This window comes from Bacillus thuringiensis (assembly GCF_001455345.1).
Classification (GTDB): Bacteria; Bacillota; Bacilli; order Bacillales; family Bacillaceae_G; genus Bacillus_A; species Bacillus_A thuringiensis_N.
This window is the reverse complement of the sequence record NZ_CP013274.1, coordinates 2711420-2730408: the sequence shown is the minus strand read 5'-3', so window position 1 is coordinate 2730408 and position 18989 is coordinate 2711420. Positions and strand designations below refer to the sequence as shown.

Below are 18989 nucleotides of genomic sequence, written 5' to 3'. Positions count from 1 at the left end.
GGAAAGGAATACATACATGTATATAATAGATAAATAGAATGGAACATGTATAGAGAAAAAGGAGAAAAAAAATGACGTGTCAAAAACAAGGGTTACAATTTAATAGCGATAGAAAGAGGAACAAAAAATGAAAATGAAGCATGCTTTTGGTCCCATAATTTTAGCGTGTGTGCTTTTTTTCATTATCATACTCATCCCATCGAAAAGTTTAGTATCACTTATTAGTGATAAGAAGGTAGAAGATGCGGCAACTTCCTTACAAAAAGAAAAATTACAAAGTGTATTCTTGCAGCAGAAAATGTTAGAGAATTCGCAGTATTTACCGATGTACGGTTCATCTGAATTTTTACGAATGGATGCATATCATCCATCTAATTACTTCAAAGTAAATCCCTCAGGTTTTACGCCATATTTAATCGGGATTGGCGGTACACAAAGTTTAGCTCATATATTAAATATGACGTCTACAATGGATGAATTAGAAGGTAAAAAAGTAGTCTTTGTTCTATCACCACAATGGTTTACAAAGACTGGGGTTTCGCAGGGGGATTTTACGAACAATTTCTCCAAACAACAAGCATATCATTTTATTTTTAATGATAAAATAAATGTAGAAATGAAGAAGAAAATTGCGAAACGACTATTAGATTATAAAGTTGTTCAAGAAGATGATATATTAAAGAATTCATTAGAAGGTGTTGTATATAATGATACGAAACATAATATAAAAGCGGGTTTAGTTAAACCACTTGCTTATATGCATCGAAATATTTTAGATCATAGAGATTTATTTAACTCTATATTTAAGATTGAACCGATGAAAGAAAAAACAAATGTGGGACTACGTTCAATTTCTTGGGTAGATGCACGTAAACATGCGGAAGAAGAAGGGAAAGCGGAATCTACTACAAACACATTTGGAATTGAAAATCCGTATTACTATAAGCATAATTTAAAGAAAAAATTAAAAGGTTTAAAAAACTTTAGAGCAAATGAATCGTATGAAGAATCACCAGAATATGATGATTTACAAATGGTTTTAAATATTTTTAAAGAGAAAAATGTCAAGCCGCTCTTTATTTCTGTACCTGTAAACGGACCATGGTATGATTATGCTGGCTTCCCTAAAGAACGCCGTGAAGTATATTATAAAAAAGTTCGGGAACAAGTTGAGAAAGCAGGGTATCCAGTAGTCGATTTCTCTGGCCATGAATATGATAAGTATTTCTTAAAAGATACAATTCATTTAGGGTGGAAAGGCTGGATTTACTTTGATGAAGCAGTACAAAACTTTTATACTGAGAAATAAGTGTGGAGAAAAAGGAACGGCTATAAGCTGTTCCTTTTTTAGTATAGAGGATTTTGATGTGGGCAATTCGGAAAGGCGTGTATATCTTGAATTTGTCTAAAATCATAATGTTTCATTGCGAACTGCGCTTGATAAAGGTATTCATATACATACAATTGACCATCATGTGCTGAACATAATACACCAGAGGTTCCTTGCCCATTAATGAAGGAAATACCGATAGGGCGTCCGATTAAGTATTGTATTTTGTGTTGCCAATGCATAGGGGAATCACTCCTTTTTGAGATAATATACGAAATGAATGAGTGAATTGTAGCTTATCCACATAATTATGAAGGCTTTTTATACAATTTCTAGAAGATATTAATATGAATGAATTATAAGTGCGAGGAAGGAAGAAATAATGAGGAAAGAGAATATTTTGGAAGAAAAATTATATTTAATAGAATGGTGTCAAATATTACAGCAAGTACCTGATGATATATGGTTTCAGGCATTAAGAGAAGGTTCATGGGCAATTGCGGATGTGATTTCACATTTTATCGTTTGGGATGTGTTTTTAATACAGGATAGAATTCCATACTTTATAAGTAGACAATCTGTACCAAATGTTCCAATAGATGTTGAGGATATGAATAAGGGAGCAATTAAATATGCAAGATCTGGTATTTCAAAAGAAGAACTATTAAATCAATTTAGTGTTACTCGTAAACAGTTAGTGGATGGAATTGGGCGAATTCCCACCAAATATTTTTATAATGACTACCAATTTGGCACTAAAAAAGTGAAATTAAATCATTACTTTTCATCACTCATTCAACATGACTTAAAGCACAAAGAAGAAATAATACAATTTCTAATAAAAAATCAGGCCTATAATAAAAACCGCTAACATTCGTAATGAATGTACAGCGGTTTTTATTTATATTTTTACGCAAGATTTTTACGCTTTTTTGTCCATTTTTTTATAACGAAGTATAAAAGAATAAGTATGACGCCACCAATTGCGAATGATTTCACATATGGTCCAGCAATATCATTAATATTCTCCCAATTCTCACCTAGTTTTTCACCTAAGTAAATGAAAATGATAGACCAAGGGATGATTGCGAGTGCTGTTAACGTAGTGAAACGTAGGAATGACATTTTTGTAATACCAGCAGGAATTGAAATCGCATGACGTACTACTGGAATGAAGCGCGCTGTGAAAATCACGCCAGTCCCGTAACGATTAAACCAATCTTCAGCAGCGTCTATTTGTTTTTTATGAATAAAAATATATTTTCCGTAACGTTCTAAAATAGGGCGGCCACCGTATCGTCCAATCCAATAAATAAAGATTTGAGCAATAACACCGCCAATCGTACCAAATACAACTGCGCCTAAAAATGAGATACTACCATTGAATACTAAGTACCCGGCATAAGCAAGGACAATCTCACTTGGGATAATTTCAATCATAAGTCCAAGCATAATGCCCCAATAACCTAGCCCTTCAAAAAATGTTAATACTGAGTGAATAAAACTACTTACCATTGTTGCACCTTCTAGTTTATGTATTTTTGAATAGGTGAACCTTATAGTTAATAATATAAAAGATTCACTATGTGTAGATTATACCTTATTTGTATAGGGGATTGCTATTTCAATTCATTTATGTCTCTCATAAGTGTTATAGTAAAGGATATAAGCCGCGTTTTCATGAAGGGTTAATGAAAAGATTATTAAAAATTTCTCATAAAAAAATAGAAGCAACTTTGCTTCTATTTTTTACGGTTTCACATCTAAATTTTGTAAAAATAACGTCGCTGTTACGTAACGTTTTGCTAACATTTGTACATATGCGGTATGTACAGAAAGGGTCGCAATAATAATAGCGTTACGAATTGCTTCGCGTTGTTCGTTATTAATTTGATCGAACTTGCTTGCGATTTTATCAGCTTTTTCTTTTACGATGTTTTCAATTGTATGAACGGTATCTGTTGCATTTAGTTGTAAGCAGTTCCCTTGGTTAAGTTCTTCAAATAGAGAAGAGTATGCTACATATAAATGAACAGGATTGATTAAATCATCACTTCGATCAGCTGGGTCATTAACGATTAGGCGTAATAGCTTACGAATGGATTCAAAATCAAGTGCTGTTTTTAGATCTTCGACAATGAATAGTAAGGCTGCTTGTTCAATTGAATATTTTTTCCCTTTTTGAGGAGAGCCAATCATTTCTTTTATATCTCGTTTCACCCAGTTTTGCATAGCAGTTACAGAGAAACTCGTGTTTTCGATCTGATTGCCAAGCGCGACTATTTCATTTAAAGAAAAACCGACGTCTGTATCGTCAATTTTAATCAATTTTTCGAAAATAGGTGAAAGTGCGGTAGTAATAAAAGCAGTTACGCTTTGTCCGCTTTCAATATCTTTTTTATGTGACTTTGCCCAAGCTTCTTGTAAAATACCGAGAGGCTTTTTCGTATTCCATCCTCTTAATGATAAAAGGAGGGTTGCCATTTCGTTTCGTGTGAGATGAAATGTTTCCATCTTTTCACCTCCAAAATAATAAAAAGTTCTTATGAACTTATAATATGTTTTGTTTCATTTAAAGTCAATTCAGTTTTGCTTAATTTTTCCTTTGTCACTAAACTGTTGGAAGTAAATAATACTTGCATATTTCGACAAAAGTTCATATAATAAGTTCATAAGAACCTTTAAATGTTCTTAAAAATAAATCTATCATTCTGAATTTACTAGAAAGATAGATTTCACATATATCTATATAAAAGGAGAATGGATATAATATGTTGAAAAAACTTGTAGCAGTAATGACAGCATTCATGGTGATCTTTGGGGCTAGTAGCTTTATGTTCGTAGATCATGCGGCAGCGAAAAGTTACAAATCTGGTAAAAAATCATTTACACCAAGTTCAGGTCAAAAATCAAAAGTTGATTTAAACAAAAAAGATTCAAATGTAAATTCTCAAAAAACGACTCCAGATTCAAAAACAAAAGCAACAAACACAGCACCAAAAAGTAATAAAGGAAGCTTTATGAAAGGTTTATTACTAGGTGGTCTTGGTGGTTTACTAATGGGTAGCTTATTTGCAAATATGGGAGCTCTTGGTTCTGTATTAGCGTTTATGGTAAATATGTTAGTAATGGCTGGTATCGTAATGTTAGCAATTCGTGCATTTAAATACTTCAAAGATCAACGTAAGAAAAAGGCAGATGAAGTAGCATGGAAACAATAAAAATTTCTGAACAAGAACTTATCAATGCGCTTTGCGTATATATCGCTGAAAAAAGACAAGTGGGTCCAGAAGAAGTGTTAGTTGAACTCATGTATGACGATGACTACGGTTTCTCTGCGGAAGTAGAGGTAAATGGTCGCCAGCAAATTTTAATTCAAGCAAACTTAATCGAAGCATTACGCTTATTGCTTGACAGAGAATATAATGTCAATTCATTCGCAGCGAGATTACAACTTGAATTAGATGATGAAGAAGGTATTTACGCATTAGCGAAATTTAATAACTCGGATGAGTAGAGAAAAGAGCTGTTGAGAGTAATCTCAGCAGCTCTTTTTAGTATGTGCATATGCAAGGGAATAATCACGCCAAATTTCATCCATTTTGCGTCTACCGACATCAATCATCGGGTTAAATTGAATGGCAGCTTGTTGACGTACAGTATGTACATGTTGCATCGCCTGTTGCAATTGTTGTTCAACCGAATGAGATTTTGTATTCGCTTGTTTTACGATTGAATATCCAGCAACAGTTCCTTGTGTCATTGCGATTTTCCCGCTTTCAATGCCAGTTATATTACCGGCAACAAATAAACCCGGAAGAGGGGTTTCCATTGTTTCGGAATGGAGAGGAACGTGCCCGCCTAATTCCGGAATGTAACGGAAGGGGCAGCCAGCTACAGCGGCTAGTTCAGCAAGAGGGTATAAGCCGCCAGCAATACAAACGAAGTCTGCCTCATATATTTGTTCCGATCCAGTGATGATGTTTCCTTTCGTATCAATATTAGCAACGCGTACACCTTCAACTTGATCTGTTCCGATAATTTCAAGTGCTGCTTTTCGAAGGTGAAGAGGTGTACCGTTTATTTTCATTCCACTGTTTGGATAGAAGGTTAATCCAGCTTGTTTAGCCCAATTATATTTCATCAATTTACTACCTATACGTAATAAAGGTGACGGGGCAAGGTGTGCAGCATGTAATAGAGAATTTAAAACTTCTTCTGGGTCACCAGCCTTTTGACTTAATTCACTTTTTTCAGGAAGTACGATATGTTCAACTTTAATGCCCGCTAATTGTAATTCATTTAAGATAGCGAATGACAAAATATTAGCGCCAATAATTACTCCTTTTCTCCCAACTTGAACGCGATGTACATTTGTCATTACTTGTGCTGCCCCAATCGACATGACTCCAGGAAGTGTCCAACCAGGGAGGGGGATAGAGTACTCAGCAGCACCAGTAGCAAGTAAAACGAACGATGCTTCTAACGTACCGATATTCGTATGTACGAACCAAGAACTTTCATCTTTTTCTAAATTATAGACAGAAATACCGCATTGAATATCAACTGAAAGTGATTCTGCTTCTTCACGAAGTCGCTTCGATTCTTCTATTCCGTTCCACCATTCTCCAGAAGGCTCTTGATGCAATTGTCCGAGCAACCTTCCGCCAGGTTTCATAAATTCATCAATAACAAGTACGTTTAGTCCAAAACGAGCACAAGAGATAGAGGCTGATAAACCCGCTGGTCCGGCTCCGATAATTATGACATCATTCATCGCTTTTTCACCATCTCTCTTACGATATTTGGATGCTGTTTTCCACTTTCCACAATCATATTATCTTCTACAACAGTTAAGCATGCTCGTACGTTTATTTGACTATTTACATTAACGCGACATTCAGAACAATGTCCGATATTACAGTAAATACCTCGTGGCGTCCCGCTATCTTCATGCACTCTTAATGTTCTTATTCCGTTTGCAAGTAAAGCGGCCGCAATCGTTTCATGTTCATATGCTTCGTATTGTTGACCATTAAATTGGAAAGTGATGCGCTTATTACTATTTAAACTCCCTAAAATAGGGTGATTTGTAATTCTACTCATTTACTTTCACCTACCGATCCAAAAGTAACTGCGCGCACTGGTGGTTGATATTTTAATGGGATTTCATTAGTAGTTAAGTCGGGATTTGCACTTTCGATCATTCGATCTATCATCATTCTACATGTGCGGCCACCGCAAAATCCCATGCTAGCACGTGTTCTTAGTTTTAATTCTCTTGCCGAGCATTTATATTCAGCGATTGTCGATTGAAGTTGACCGTATGTAACTTCTTCACATCGACAAACAATTAAGTGATCTTTATTCGTCATATGTATTCCTCCTCTAGTTCGGTTTGCACAAATTATATAATGCAATAACTATGCCAATATAGAGGAGGGATGGTTTATTGTAATCCAAGTTTTTTTAAACGGTTATATAAAGTAGCCCTCGTAACACCAAGCTGTTTTGCACATTCTAATTTATTCCCATTCAAAATGCGTAAAGCCCTCTCAATGACTTTTTTTTCATGTTCATCCATCTCTTCTTGCAAAGAGAGAATTGTATTATTGTTGCTGAGTAATAGGGAAGGAACCGAATGATTGTCTAACGTTTCAGTTGTATGAAATGGTAAATATTCTTTTTTTATAATACCGTCAGTCGCAAATACGACAAGTCTTTCAACAACGTTACGAAGCTCGCGAATATTACCTGGCCAATTGTAATGAAGCAGTTCATGCATAATGCTTGAAGGTAAGTCACGAATTGGTCTGTTATAGTTGATTGAAAAATCGTTTAAGAAAGAGTATGTTAATTCGATAATATCTTCGCGTCTTTCGCGTAGCGGTGGAATATGCAAGCTAACTACATTGAGGCGATAGTATAAATCTTCTCGGAAAGTACCTCTTCTCATTTCTTCTTGTAAATCACGATTTGTAGCAGCGATAATACGGAAATCAATATTAATTTCTTTTTCTCCACCAACTCGGTAATACTTTCGTTCTTGTAGTACACGTAAAAGCTTCACTTGCATATCGAGTGGCATTTCGCCTATTTCATCAAGGAATAATGTACCGCCTTGCGCGAGCTCTATTTTACCCTTTTTTCCTTTACTATTTGCACCAGAAAAAGCCCCGCGCTCATACCCGAATAATTCGCTTTCAAATAACGCCTCTGGAATGGCACCGCAGTTAATCGAAATAAAAGGTGCCTTCGCTGCCTCACTTGCCTCATGAATTGCTTTCGCAAATACTTCTTTTCCAACACCACTTTCGCCGAGTATTAAAACAGTGGATTTCACCGAACAAACCTTTCTAGCTAATTGTATTGTTCTTTGAATAACAGGGCTTTTTCCATTCATCGCAAGGAAAGGATCGGATTCATCTTTATATTTTGCGACCTCTTGTTCTAAACGGTGCATTTCATGTGACATATTAAATAGTTTTTCGTTTAAAGCAACTTGGTTTGTCACATCAGTTTCTGAGACGACCGCTCCGATAATTTCATCGTTACAGTAGACTGGGTTTGAATTGATTAATACGAACAAATCTGGACGAGGCTGATGGAACTGAGCGATTATACTTTTTCCGTCATGTAATGATTGCAAAATTTCCAAATCTTTATAGTCAAAAAAACGAGTGATAGGTTGTCCAATAATTTCATTATGGTTGACTGAAAAAATCTTTTCAGCGCCATCTGTCCAAGTACGAACATGTTCTTTATCATCGATAACTGTAACAGAAGAATCAGTAGTTTGTATTACGGCGTTATAAAAAGATTGTAGTTCATAGTAAGACTTAACAAGAAACGGAATGATTTGCTGAGCTGTTATACAGCATATAGGCTCTTTATTTTCGTTCATTATGATAACGATCATTTCATTAGAAAACGCCTCAATTAAGGCGGAGAATGAGCCATCTTCAAATATAACTGCGCAGTTATATTTTTCTGTAGTAGAAGAGCAGTAATAAAATTTTTCGCCAACGTGCTCAATAGATTGCATACTGTTTGTATGATCAATGGATAAAGTTTTTAGAAATTCTTTTATTGTGGGAAATGAGAATGCCATATTGTCCTCCTGTTATGTATAAAAATTTTGACAGTGATAAAAAAATAATACACCTATTTACGATAAATTTAAAATATTTTTACAAATAAAAATATTATTTATAAAAAGTGTATATATGTCGAGTTGGCACGTCAATTGCATAAAAGAAAGTGAGAGGTTTAGGGAAAAGGAGGAGTATTTTGTGAGGCACTGCGACGTTTTAATAATAGGCGGTGGAATTATAGGGTGTTCTATCGCTTACTACACATCAAAATACGGAAGAGACGTAACAATCATTGAAAAAGGAGAATTTGTCAGTGGGACGTCTTCACGGTGTGACGGAAATATTTTGGCTATTGATAAAGACCCAGGATTTGATAGTCAAATGTCGTTAGTTAGTCAAAAATTAGTAACTGATTTAAGTGAAGAGTTAGAGCACGCATTTGAATATAGGGCACCAGGAAGTATTCTCGTATGTGAGTCGGAAGAAGAAATGGAAGCAGCGCAGCAATGGGTGAATCGTCAAAAAGAAGCTGGATTACCGTTTCGAATGCTTGATAGGCAAGATATAAGAGCGGAATCGCCATTCTTTGCAGATGATTTATTAGGTGGGTTAGAATGCGCAACGGATTCGACTGTAAATCCATATCTTCTTGCTTTTGAACTTCTTGCAGAATCGAAGAAATTTGGTACGAAAGCTTTTAATCATACGGAAGTAAAAGAAATGAAAAGAGATATAGACGGTTCCTTTATTATAGAAACGACAAACGGGACGTTTACTGCGAAACAAGTGGTGAACGCAGCGGGTGTATGGGCTCCGAAAATCGGACAAATGTTGGATGTAAATATCCCGATTGAACCGAGAAAAGGGCATATTATTGTAGCTTCAAGGCAACAGCACGTTGGTTGTCGTAAAGTAATGGAATTTGGTTATTTAATTTCTAAATTTGGCGGAAAACGAAAAGTGGATGCTTTAACTGAGAAATATGGGGTAGCTCTTGTATTTGAGCCGACAGAAAGCCAAAATTTTTTAATTGGTAGTAGTAGAGAGTTTGTAGGGTTTCATACGAGAATTAATAACGAGGTTATTAAATGTATTGCGAACAGAGCAATTCGTTTTTATCCGAAAATGGCGGATATGATGGTGATTCGTTCATATGCTGGATTACGCCCATGGACAGAAGATCATTTGCCAATCATTTCACGCGTGGAACATATCCCAAACTACTTTATAGCAGCCGGGCATGAAGGGGATGGCATTAGCCTTGCAGCGGTTACTGGAAAAGTGATTGAAGAGTTATTAAATGAAAAAGAAACAATCATTCCAATTGAACCACTTCGTTTGAGTCGTTTTACAGAAAGGGTGTTAAACGGATGAGGTCACAAAGAGTCTTTACAACGATTGATACACATACAGGCGGGAATCCAACCAGGACATTGATAAGCGGACTTCCAAAGTTAATTGGAGAGACGATGGCAGAGAAGATGTTACATATGAAAAAGGAGTATGACTGGATTCGCAAATTGTTAATGAATGAACCGCGTGGTCATGATGTAATGTCAGGAGCACTATTAACAGATCCATGTCATCCCGAAGCAGATATTGGTGTTATTTACATAGAGACAGGTGGATATTTACCGATGTGTGGTCACGATACAATTGGTGTATGTACAGCTTTAATTGAATCAGGTTTAATTTCGGTAGTTGAACCGATTACTTCGTTAAAGTTAGACACGCCAGCCGGCTTAGTAGAAGTGGATATCTTTGTTCAAGATGGAAAAGCGAAAGAAGTCTCTTTCTGTAACATACCAGCTTTTTTACTGAAACATATTACTGTACAAGTCGAAGGAATTGGAACTGTTGAAGCAGATATTGCGTATGGAGGAAATTTCTATGCCATTATTGATGCGAAGTCAGTGGGTTTAGAGTTAGTACCGGAAAATGCATCTACAATCATTGATAAGGCAATTTATATTAGAAATATCATAAATGACAAATTTGAAATCATTCATCCAGAGCATTCGTTTATTAGAGGATTAACCCATGTTGAATTTTATACAGATCCTACTCATGAAAGTGCTCATGTAAAAAATACAGTTGTCGTTCCGCCAGGAGGAATTGATCGTTCTCCATGTGGTACAGGAACATCAGCAAAGCTAGCTGTATTATACGCAAATCAAAAAATAGAGATTAATGAAGAGTTTGTTCACGAAAGTATCGTTGGCTCTCTATTTAAAGGATGCGTCATAAATACGACAAATGTTGAAAATATGGAAGCTGTCGTAACAAAAATCACAGGTTCAGCTTGGCTTATGGGGATGCATAGATTTTTTTACAATGAAAAGGACCCGCTGAAAGAAGGTTTTTTGCTAATTCCGCCGATGGAACATGAAACGGAGGATGTAAAATGAACATTCAAAAAATGTATACGACAGTAGACGTACATGTAAATGGTGAAGCATTTCGTGTAATGAAAGATGTACCATGCAAATACTACTCCAGTTTGGAACAATTAAACGAGCAATTTTCAGGTGAATTAGCAGAAAAAATGAAGCTTTTATTAAATGAACCACGTGGTTTTATCGGTTTAAATGGATGTATTGTCGCTCCTTCTATTCATACGGAAGTCGATGCAGCTGTGCTATTTTTTAATCATGAAGGATCCATTCCGCTTCATTATGGAGGCATTGTCGCAGTAATAACGATGTTACTAGAATGCGGATATTTAAAAAAGAGAGAGACGAATCAATACAAAATCGAAACGTTATCTGGCATATTTTCAGTCCATGCGTATGTAGAGAATGATGAAGTTGTATCTGTTTCGTTTGAAAGTAAGCTATGTTATATGATTGAGCAAAATTTACAAGTAGGTAATATAAGTTACTCTCTCATTCAGGCAGATAAAGTATATGCAGTTGTAGAAAAGGATACGTATTCGCCAGAAATCAGTATTGAAAACATCTCTAAACTAAAAAAATGGGGAGAAGCTACGCTACAAGCTATACAAAAACAGTCATTCATAAAAAAACTTATTTTAGTAGATTCTTCGCAAAAAGAAAAGAACCATATAAAGTCGATTACATTCCATGAAGATAACTTTATCGTACGATCGCCAGGTTTTGTTTCTACAATTGTGTCTTATGTTCATGCGCTATTTAAAAATGATTATATAGCGGATAAACCTTTTATAAATGAAAGTATATGTAATAGCTTTATAACAGTGGAGAAAGTACAGAAGGAAGAAACTGGTTACATTTTCCGTTTTGAAAGTAGAGGATTTATTACAGGGATGCAGACGTTTCTATTAGACCCTACAGATCCGTTTCCGACAGGATTTTTATTAAAATAAAATGGTAAAGGGAGAGATAAATATGAAAAAAATTAAAGGGGCATTTCCAGTATTGATCACACCGATGGATGAGTTTCAAGAAATTAATTGGAACGGTGTAAAACAAAACGTAAACTACTTTATTGAGCAAAAAGTAGCTGGGATTATTATTAATGGAAGTACAGGAGAGTTTGTTAGTTTGTCAAAAGAAGAGCGATTTAAAATGGTAGAAACAGTATTAAAAGAAGTTGATGGCCGTATTCCAGTTATTGTTGGGACTGCTGCGGAGACGACGAAAGAAACGATTGAATATACGAAACATGCAGAAGTGCATGGAGCGGATTGTGCGTTAATTATAAACTCGTATTATTGTAAACCGAAAGAAGAGGAAATCTATTTTCATTTTAAAGAAATCTCAAACGCAGTAAATATACCAATTATGTTATACAATAACCCATTTACATCTGGTGTTAATATGAGTACAGACCTCATGTTACGTATTGGAAAAGAATGTGAAAATGTTACACATATTAAAGAATCTAGCGGAGATATTCGAAAAGCAAGAGATTTAGTAAGACAAGGCGAAGGTGCTTTTCAAGTATTCTGTGGATCTGAAGATTTAGTTATGGAATCTTATTTAGTTGGTGCGACGGGATGGGTTTCAGTAGCAGGGAATATCGTACCGGGACTTGTGACGAAAATGTATGAGCATTTCCAAAATGGTGAATTAGAAAAAGCTTGGGAAATAAACGACACCATTTTACCACTTTGTGAGTTTCTTGAAGGATCAGGAAAATATGTACAAATCGTTAAACGTTCAATGGAATTACACGGGCAAGCAGGGGGACCTTCTCGTTATCCAAGACTCGGATTAACTGAAGAAGAGGATCAAAAGCTTCAAATGATTATTTCAAAAATTGCAGCTCATGCAGCTGTTTAAATAAGGAGGAGAGCATATATGTTAACGAAAAACATTGAACTAAAACCAAAAGTGAAAGCGTTTTTAAATGAAGAAATTAAAATGTTTATTAATGGTGAATTTGTTCCTTCAATTAGCGGGAAGACATTTGAGACATACAATCCAGCGACAGAAGATGTTCTAGCTGTCGTATGCGAAGCGCAAGAAGAGGATATTGATGTTGCAGTAAAAGCAGCAAGATCTGCATTTGAATCAGGACCTTGGGCAGAAATGACTACCGCTGAAAGAGCACATCTTATTTATAAATTAGCAGACTTAATAGAAGAGCATGGAGAAGAATTAGCACAGTTAGAAGCTTTAGATAATGGGAAGCCATATCAAGTAGCACTAGATGATGATATAGCAGCGACTGTAGAAAATTATCGCTATTATGCGGGATGGGCTACAAAAATTATCGGGCAAACAATTCCGATTTCAAAAGATTACTTAAATTACACACGCCATGAACCTGTTGGCGTTGTAGGTCAAATTATTCCTTGGAATTTCCCGCTCGTTATGTCTTCTTGGAAAATGGGAGCTGCACTGGCAACAGGTTGTACGATCGTATTAAAACCAGCAGAACAAACGCCTTTATCGTTATTATATACAGCGAAGCTCTTTAAAGAGGCAGGTTTTCCAAACGGTGTTGTAAACTTTGTTCCGGGGTTTGGTCCTGAAGCAGGAGCTGCAATCGTAAACCATCACGATATTGATAAAGTAGCTTTTACAGGTTCAACGGTTACTGGAAAATATATTATGCGTCAATCTGCAGAAACAATTAAACATGTAACGTTAGAACTTGGTGGTAAATCACCAAATATCATTTTAGAAGACGCTGATTTAGAAGAAGCGATTAACGGCGCATTCCAAGGCATTATGTATAATCACGGCCAAAATTGTAGTGCTGGATCTCGCGTGTTTGTTCATCGAAAACATTACGAAACAGTCGTAACTGAACTTGTGAAAATGGCGAATAACGTGAAACTTGGAGCAGGTATGGAGAAGGAAACGGAAATGGGCCCACTCGTATCTAAAAAACAACAAGAGCGTGTGCTACATTATATTGAACAAGGAAAAGCTGAAGGCGCTACTATTGCTGCTGGTGGTGAACGTGCATTTGAAAAAGGTTATTTTGTACAGCCAACGGTATTCACAAATGTTACTGATGATATGACAATTGTGAAAGAAGAAATTTTTGGACCAGTTGTCGTTGTACTTCCATTTGATTCAACAGAAGAGGTAATTGAAAGAGCAAATCGCTCTTCATACGGACTCGCTGCAGGTGTATGGACACAAAATATTAAAACAGGGCATCAAGTAGCTAATAAGTTAAAGGCAGGAACAGTATGGATTAATGATTATAATTTAGAGAATGCAGCGGCGCCATTTGGTGGGTTTAAACAATCTGGTATCGGTCGTGAGTTAGGTTCATATGCGCTTGATAACTATACAGAAGTAAAAAGTGTTTGGGTAAATATAAAGTAATAGAGAGATGAAATAATGAGATAGGCGGACAACTGGAAGTTTTAATAATAGTTGTCCGTTTTCTTATATATAAAATAGTTTTCAAAAGAATGATAAGGGGGATTTGGATGGAGCAGTTAGTAGAATGGTTAGTAGGGCAAGTGTGGAGTATTGGCTTAGTTGTTTTCGCATTAGGAGCAGGTGTGTATTTTACAATTGCCACTCGTTTTCTACAAATTCGTTATTTTAAAGAGATGATTAAACTGTTATTTGAAGGGAAGAGCTCGGAGACGGGAATATCATCCTTTCAAGCGTTTTGTTTAGCCTTATCAGGTAGGGTTGGAATAGGTAATATTGCAGGGGTCGCAACAGCTATCGCTTTTGGCGGACCTGGAGCTGTATTTTGGATGTGGGTAATGGCACTATTAGGAGCAGCGAGTGCGTTTGTTGAATCAACATTATCTCAAGTATATAAAAGTAAAGTCGGAAATGAATACCGCGGTGGTACACCATATTTCATTGAAAAAGGTTTGAAAATGAAATGGTTTGCAGTCATTGTAGCGGTCGTTGTAACACTTTCATATGGCGTTTTACTACCAGGTATTCAATCTAGTAGTATCGCAGTTGGATTTGAAAACTCTAATGGGATTAGCAAATATATAACTGGTATATTGTTAGTCGTATTATTAGCAGCGATCATATTTGGTGGCGTAAAGAGAATTGCAGGCGTTTCGCAAATGCTTGTTCCATTTATGGCAATTGGTTATGTAATTGTTACATGTATCGTATTAATTGCGAATGTAACGGAAATTCCAAGTATGTTTGCGTTAATTTTCTCTAGTGCTTTTGGCGTAAATGAAATGTTTGGTGGAATCGTCGGGGCAGCAATCGCATGGGGCGTAAAGCGCGCTGTATTTTCAAATGTTGCTGGTGTTGGAGAAGCGACATATAGCTCCGCTGCTGCTGAAGTATCACATCCTGCAAAACAAGGGTTAGTTCAAGCGTTTTCCGTATACATTGATACAATTGTCGTATGTACAGCGACAGCTCTTATGATTTTAATAACAGGTATGTATAATGTTATACCGGAAGGGAAAAGCGCTATTGTAAAGAACATAGGGAATGTAGATGCAGGTCCAATCTATACACAACAAGCAGTTGAAACTGTTATGACAGGGTTTGGCCCGTTATTCATTTCAATCGCAATCTTCTTCTTCGCATTTACAACTTTACTTGCATACTACTATATCGCTGAAACGACACTTACTTATTTAGATCGGGAGCTTAAACATAACTGGTTAAAACCAGTATTAAAAATTGGGTTTTTAATTATGGTTTATATCGGTAGCGTAGAATCAGCGTCACTTTTATGGAATCTTGGAGATTTAGGAATTGGTAGTATGGCATGGTTAAACTTAATTGCGATTCTATTATTAAGTAAGATCGCATTAAAAGTGTTAAAAGATTATGAAGCGCAGAAAAAAGTAGGGAAAGATCCAGTATTTGATCCTAAAAATGTAGGGATTGAAGGTTTAACATTTTGGGAAGAGAGAAGTAAAGAGGTTCAAAGAAAAAACGCTAAAGAACAAGCGGTAGTGGATGATAGTCTGAAACTGTAGCTTAAATAAACTGAATATTCGTTCTATTAAACGATGTATATTGCCTTCTTTTCATCACATACTACAGTAGGTACAGATAATTTGAATGGGGGTAATAATAAGATGGAACACGAACAACATCATAGTTCAGTAAATGACGTTCTACATCATTATAAAGAAGGAATCGGTAGTTTTACAAACCAAATTCCTGGAATTGCTGAGACATATAATGCATTCACGCAAGCTTGTTTTCAAGAGGGTTCTTTAACAAAAAGGGAAAAACAACTTATCGCATTAGGAATTAGTCTAGCAACGCAAGATGAATATTGTACCGTTTATCATACAAAAGGTTGTCTTGATCAAGGGTGTTCAGATAAAGAGATTCTGGAAGCATGTGGGGTATCAGCAGCATTTGCTGGTGGAGCTGCAATGAGTCAAGCTGTAACTTTAGTACAGGAATGTTTAACAGAAATGAAAAATCAAAATCATTGAAAGTAAAAAAACGTTTTAAACTTTATGTTTAAAACGTTTTTTATGTGAGATTGAATTTGCGTATAAAAATTACCTGGTATGTAATGTATTAAAGTAAGAATTTTAAATTTAGTGGGAATGAGAAATAACAACTATTTATTTAGTTTTAAGTTTTCCGAAAAAGTTTCAATTGTTTCATATAATCAATGGCCTTTGTTTTGTTCTTTTGTTTACACACATATTCGAATTCATTCTTATCCCTATAATAACTATTCATCATGTCTTCTGTAACAATTCCATCGGAAATAGCTTTTTTAATTGCGCAGTGTGGTTCATTTGTATGAGAGCAGTTAGAAAATTTGCATTTCTTACATATCGCCTCGATATCTTGATATCCGAGATCAAAGTTATCCTCATGATTAATTAAGTCAAATCCTATTTTACTAATGGTTAATCCCTCCACTTTTCAATGATTTCTTTAGAAGTACACATAAAAATTCTATCTTTTTTAAGTTGTATGTAATTTAACATTCCATATTTTTTATAAATCGACTTCTCTATGTCAGGAAGAACTTTGTATATGCTCTTACCGATTAAAGATTCTAATTCATTCTTAATTGTATAGAAGCCTTTCCAATGTAAAGAAGAATGAGAGGTTGTTCCATGTCGTAAACCAACTGAAATTAATCTTTTTTCAAGAGTAGTAAAGCCCTCTGCATCAGCAAGTGCGTCACAAAGGGTAATGACCTTATTGTATAAGTCGTAGTCACTATTTTCATTTAATATTTCAATTAATCGGCTTTTCATATAATCAGGAACAAGGGGCCACTCCGCTGCTATATCTAAATGTTCATTTTTGCACGGGAATGAATGTGTCACGCAAATAATCGCGTTTCCTATATACCCTAAATCATTCATATACATATAACCATCATAGGAATGAATAACAGATTTAGTAAAACCTTTATACCTTCCTATATCATGCAGTAGGGCAGCATTATATGCAATGTCAGCATTTAGGTCATACCCATTATGAATAAGTTCCACAACTATCTTTTCAGTTGCAAGAGCAACATTACATGAATGTTCGAACCACGGACCAGGGTTTTGTTCATATGCCCACTCGAGAAGTTCTCTTGCGTATGTCCTATCTAATATATACTTCATATAAGTATCCTTTCTCTGAAAAAATTGTACCTTAAATAATTTCATCTTAGTAACCTGTTATTCCTTCTATAAAACTTGGTACAATGAAACAAAAGGGGGATTAGTAATGCAAAATATAGTAATTGAAGAAATTAAGCAAATAAAAGATGATGTGGAAGAGCTTTCTAAACTTTTGAAGGCAGTTGTAGATGATGGGGCGTCAATTGGTTTTTTACCTCCACTGGAACAAAAGGAATCAACAAAGTATTGGCAAACTGTTATAGCACCAGAAGTGATATTATATGTTGCTAAAATAAACAATGAATTGGCAGGGAGTATTCAGCTACATTTGGTTACAAAGCCTAACGGAATTCATAGAGCCGAGATTTGTAAGTTAATGACTCATCCAAACTTTAGACGTAATGGCATTGGACGTTTACTTATGCAAAAAGCAGAGGAAAGAGCGAAGCAAGAAAATAGGTCTCTTTTAGTGTTAGATACGAGAGAAGGAGACCCTTCTAATAGATTGTATAAATCATTAGACTATCAAGAAGTTGGAAAAATACCAGAATACGCAATATCTCCAAATGGTAATTTAGATGCCACAGTTATTTATTATAAAGTTTTATAAGTTACGATTAAAAAGCTATTATGCACAAAATAATAAACCACGATTTTTAACACCGTCTATATTTCTCTAGCGGTGTTATTTGAATTTGTATAATGGACGAAATGAATTTGAGAAAGTTTTTAGAGGGTTCTTTTCGTTATGCTCCTCGACTTATAATGGATGTAGAGAAGATGACTAGGCAACTATAGTTATTTTCGCTTTATTATGGGAAAGGGGATGAAGAGATGAAAACGAAAGGTTTACAGAAGGTGAAGAAAGTTATATTAAGTGGTGGGATATTACTTACAGGATTGTTAACTTTCGGTTTTTCAGAAAAGGCTTCAGCTCATGGATACGTAGAATCACCAGCGAGCCGTTCTTATTTATGTAAGCAAGGGGTAAATGTAAATTGCGGTCCGATTCAATATGAGCCGCAAAGTGTAGAAGGAATAGGTGGATTCCCGCAATTAGGACCTTCTGATGGACAAATCGCAGGAGCTGGCCATTTCCCTGCTTTAGATGTCCAGACTGTAGATAGATGGAAGAAAGTTACGTTAAATGGCGGGACGAATACATTCAAGTGGAAACTAACGGCTCCTCATAGTACGAAAGAGTGGAAATATTATATTACGAAGAAAGATTGGAATCCAAACAAGCCTTTAACGAGGTCTGATTTAGATTTAGTGCCTTTCTATATGAAAAATGATGGAGGAGCTAGACCAGGGACAACAGTAACGCATGAAGCAAATGTACCAACTGACCGTAGTGGATACCATCTTATTTTAGCTGTTTGGGAAATTGCAGACACTGGAAATGCGTTTTATCAAGTTATAGATGTAAACCTTGTAAATAACGGTTTACCATCAAATAACATGCTAAATCATGTAGTGCAAGTTCCTACATTATTTTAAATAAAGTATACACTTCGATCATCTAATTCATTTTAGATGATCTTTTTACGCAAAACGATGAAAAATATAGAAGAAAGTGCAA

General features: G+C 35.6%; 21 protein-coding genes and 1 pseudogene. 13 read left to right on the top strand and 9 right to left on the bottom strand.

The window, feature by feature from the left end; all coding sequences use genetic code 11:
* The first annotated feature begins 127 nt into the window (after positions 1–127).
* Positions 128–1309 carry a D-alanyl-lipoteichoic acid biosynthesis protein DltD gene (dltD, locus tag ATN06_RS14280; RefSeq protein ID WP_060631192.1) on the top strand — a complete coding sequence of 394 codons (1182 nt, stop codon included), beginning with the start codon at positions 128–130 and terminating at the stop codon, positions 1307–1309.
* A gap of 38 nt (positions 1310–1347) precedes the next feature.
* Here dltD and ATN06_RS14275 read toward each other — a convergent pair whose 3' ends face one another.
* Complete coding sequence (locus tag ATN06_RS14275; RefSeq protein WP_060631191.1) at positions 1348–1572, bottom strand: hypothetical protein; 225 nt, start codon at positions 1570–1572, stop codon at positions 1348–1350.
* Positions 1573–1712: 140 nt separating this feature from the next.
* Between ATN06_RS14275 and ATN06_RS14270 the strand changes: the two genes are divergently transcribed.
* The gene (locus tag ATN06_RS14270; protein WP_060631190.1) at positions 1713–2201 is read left to right on the top strand and encodes a hypothetical protein; all 489 of its coding nucleotides are present in this window, start codon (positions 1713–1715) and stop codon (positions 2199–2201) included.
* Positions 2202–2239: 38 nt separating this feature from the next.
* Here the strand turns inward: ATN06_RS14270 and ATN06_RS14265 are convergent, their stop codons facing one another.
* Both ATN06_RS14265 and ATN06_RS14260 read right to left on the bottom strand, forming a co-directional pair.
* Positions 2240–2845: an undecaprenyl phosphate transporter UptA gene (locus ATN06_RS14265; RefSeq protein WP_060631189.1), complete on the bottom strand. Its 606-nt coding sequence runs from the start codon at positions 2843–2845 to the stop codon at positions 2240–2242.
* Positions 2846–3079: 234 nt separating this feature from the next.
* Positions 3080–3844 carry a DUF1836 domain-containing protein gene (locus ATN06_RS14260; protein WP_000447231.1) on the bottom strand — a complete coding sequence of 255 codons (765 nt, stop codon included), beginning with the start codon at positions 3842–3844 and terminating at the stop codon, positions 3080–3082.
* A 257-nt stretch (positions 3845–4101) separates the two neighbouring features.
* On the opposite strand from ATN06_RS14260, the gene ATN06_RS14255 reads away from it, so the two are divergent.
* Both ATN06_RS14255 and ATN06_RS14250 read left to right on the top strand, forming a co-directional pair.
* A complete protein-coding gene (locus ATN06_RS14255) occupies positions 4102–4551 on the top strand; it encodes a hypothetical protein (protein ID WP_060631188.1) in 450 nt (149 codons plus the stop codon).
* Positions 4539–4847: a YxcD family protein gene (locus ATN06_RS14250; RefSeq protein WP_000447759.1), complete on the top strand. Its 309-nt coding sequence runs from the start codon at positions 4539–4541 to the stop codon at positions 4845–4847. The genes ATN06_RS14255 and ATN06_RS14250 overlap by 13 nt, the downstream gene beginning before the upstream one ends.
* Before the next feature lie 24 nt (positions 4848–4871).
* Here the strand turns inward: ATN06_RS14250 and ATN06_RS14245 are convergent, their stop codons facing one another.
* The 4 genes from ATN06_RS14245 to ATN06_RS14230 form a co-directional block, all read right to left on the bottom strand.
* The gene (locus ATN06_RS14245; protein WP_060631187.1) at positions 4872–6107 is read right to left on the bottom strand and encodes an NAD(P)/FAD-dependent oxidoreductase; all 1236 of its coding nucleotides are present in this window, start codon (positions 6105–6107) and stop codon (positions 4872–4874) included.
* Positions 6104–6436 carry a (2Fe-2S)-binding protein gene (locus ATN06_RS14240; protein ID WP_060631186.1) on the bottom strand — a complete coding sequence of 111 codons (333 nt, stop codon included), beginning with the start codon at positions 6434–6436 and terminating at the stop codon, positions 6104–6106. Before ATN06_RS14240 ends, ATN06_RS14245 begins: the two co-directional genes overlap by 4 nt.
* On the bottom strand, positions 6433–6705 hold the full coding sequence (locus ATN06_RS14235) for a (2Fe-2S)-binding protein (RefSeq protein ID WP_060631185.1): 273 nt from the start codon (positions 6703–6705) through the stop codon (positions 6433–6435). Before ATN06_RS14235 ends, ATN06_RS14240 begins: the two co-directional genes overlap by 4 nt.
* Before the next feature lie 74 nt (positions 6706–6779).
* Positions 6780–8441 carry a sigma-54 interaction domain-containing protein gene (locus ATN06_RS14230; RefSeq protein WP_060631184.1) on the bottom strand — a complete coding sequence of 554 codons (1662 nt, stop codon included), beginning with the start codon at positions 8439–8441 and terminating at the stop codon, positions 6780–6782.
* Positions 8442–8622: 181 nt separating this feature from the next.
* Here ATN06_RS14230 and ATN06_RS14225 point away from each other — a divergent pair, with 181 nt between their 5' ends.
* From ATN06_RS14225 to ATN06_RS14195, 7 genes are all read left to right on the top strand, one after another.
* A complete protein-coding gene (locus tag ATN06_RS14225) occupies positions 8623–9798 on the top strand; it encodes an NAD(P)/FAD-dependent oxidoreductase (protein ID WP_060631183.1) in 1176 nt (391 codons plus the stop codon).
* Positions 9795–10832 carry a proline racemase family protein gene (locus tag ATN06_RS14220; RefSeq protein ID WP_060631182.1) on the top strand — a complete coding sequence of 346 codons (1038 nt, stop codon included), beginning with the start codon at positions 9795–9797 and terminating at the stop codon, positions 10830–10832. Before ATN06_RS14225 ends, ATN06_RS14220 begins: the two co-directional genes overlap by 4 nt.
* Entirely contained in the window at positions 10829–11770 is a 942-nt protein-coding gene (locus tag ATN06_RS14215) for a proline racemase family protein (protein ID WP_060631181.1), read from the top strand. The genes ATN06_RS14220 and ATN06_RS14215 overlap by 4 nt, the downstream gene beginning before the upstream one ends.
* A gap of 22 nt (positions 11771–11792) precedes the next feature.
* Positions 11793–12689 (top strand): 4-hydroxy-tetrahydrodipicolinate synthase, encoded by an 897-nt coding sequence (gene dapA, locus ATN06_RS14210; protein WP_060631180.1) that lies wholly within the window; start codon positions 11793–11795, stop codon positions 12687–12689.
* An 18-nt stretch (positions 12690–12707) separates the two neighbouring features.
* The gene (locus tag ATN06_RS14205) at positions 12708–14192 is read left to right on the top strand and encodes an aldehyde dehydrogenase family protein (RefSeq protein WP_060631179.1); all 1485 of its coding nucleotides are present in this window, start codon (positions 12708–12710) and stop codon (positions 14190–14192) included.
* Between the two features lie 107 nt (positions 14193–14299).
* Positions 14300–15790: an alanine/glycine:cation symporter family protein gene (locus tag ATN06_RS14200; RefSeq protein ID WP_060631178.1), complete on the top strand. Its 1491-nt coding sequence runs from the start codon at positions 14300–14302 to the stop codon at positions 15788–15790.
* A gap of 102 nt (positions 15791–15892) precedes the next feature.
* Positions 15893–16261 (top strand): carboxymuconolactone decarboxylase family protein, encoded by a 369-nt coding sequence (locus ATN06_RS14195; protein WP_060631177.1) that lies wholly within the window; start codon positions 15893–15895, stop codon positions 16259–16261.
* 145 nt (positions 16262–16406) lie between these two features.
* Here the strand turns inward: ATN06_RS14195 and ATN06_RS29455 are convergent, their stop codons facing one another.
* Complete coding sequence (locus tag ATN06_RS29455) at positions 16407–16703, bottom strand: P-loop NTPase family protein (RefSeq protein ID WP_060631176.1); 297 nt, start codon at positions 16701–16703, stop codon at positions 16407–16409.
* A gap of 77 nt (positions 16704–16780) precedes the next feature.
* A pseudogene (locus tag ATN06_RS14185) lies at positions 16781–17407 on the bottom strand (HD domain-containing protein); the annotation flags it as partial.
* Positions 17408–17513: 106 nt separating this feature from the next.
* Here ATN06_RS14185 and ATN06_RS14180 point away from each other — a divergent pair.
* Both ATN06_RS14180 and ATN06_RS14175 read left to right on the top strand, forming a co-directional pair.
* Positions 17514–18017 (top strand): GNAT family N-acetyltransferase, encoded by a 504-nt coding sequence (locus ATN06_RS14180; protein WP_060631175.1) that lies wholly within the window; start codon positions 17514–17516, stop codon positions 18015–18017.
* A 224-nt stretch (positions 18018–18241) separates the two neighbouring features.
* Positions 18242–18907: a lytic polysaccharide monooxygenase gene (locus ATN06_RS14175; protein WP_060631174.1), complete on the top strand. Its 666-nt coding sequence runs from the start codon at positions 18242–18244 to the stop codon at positions 18905–18907.
* The last annotated feature ends 82 nt before the right edge of the window (positions 18908–18989 follow it).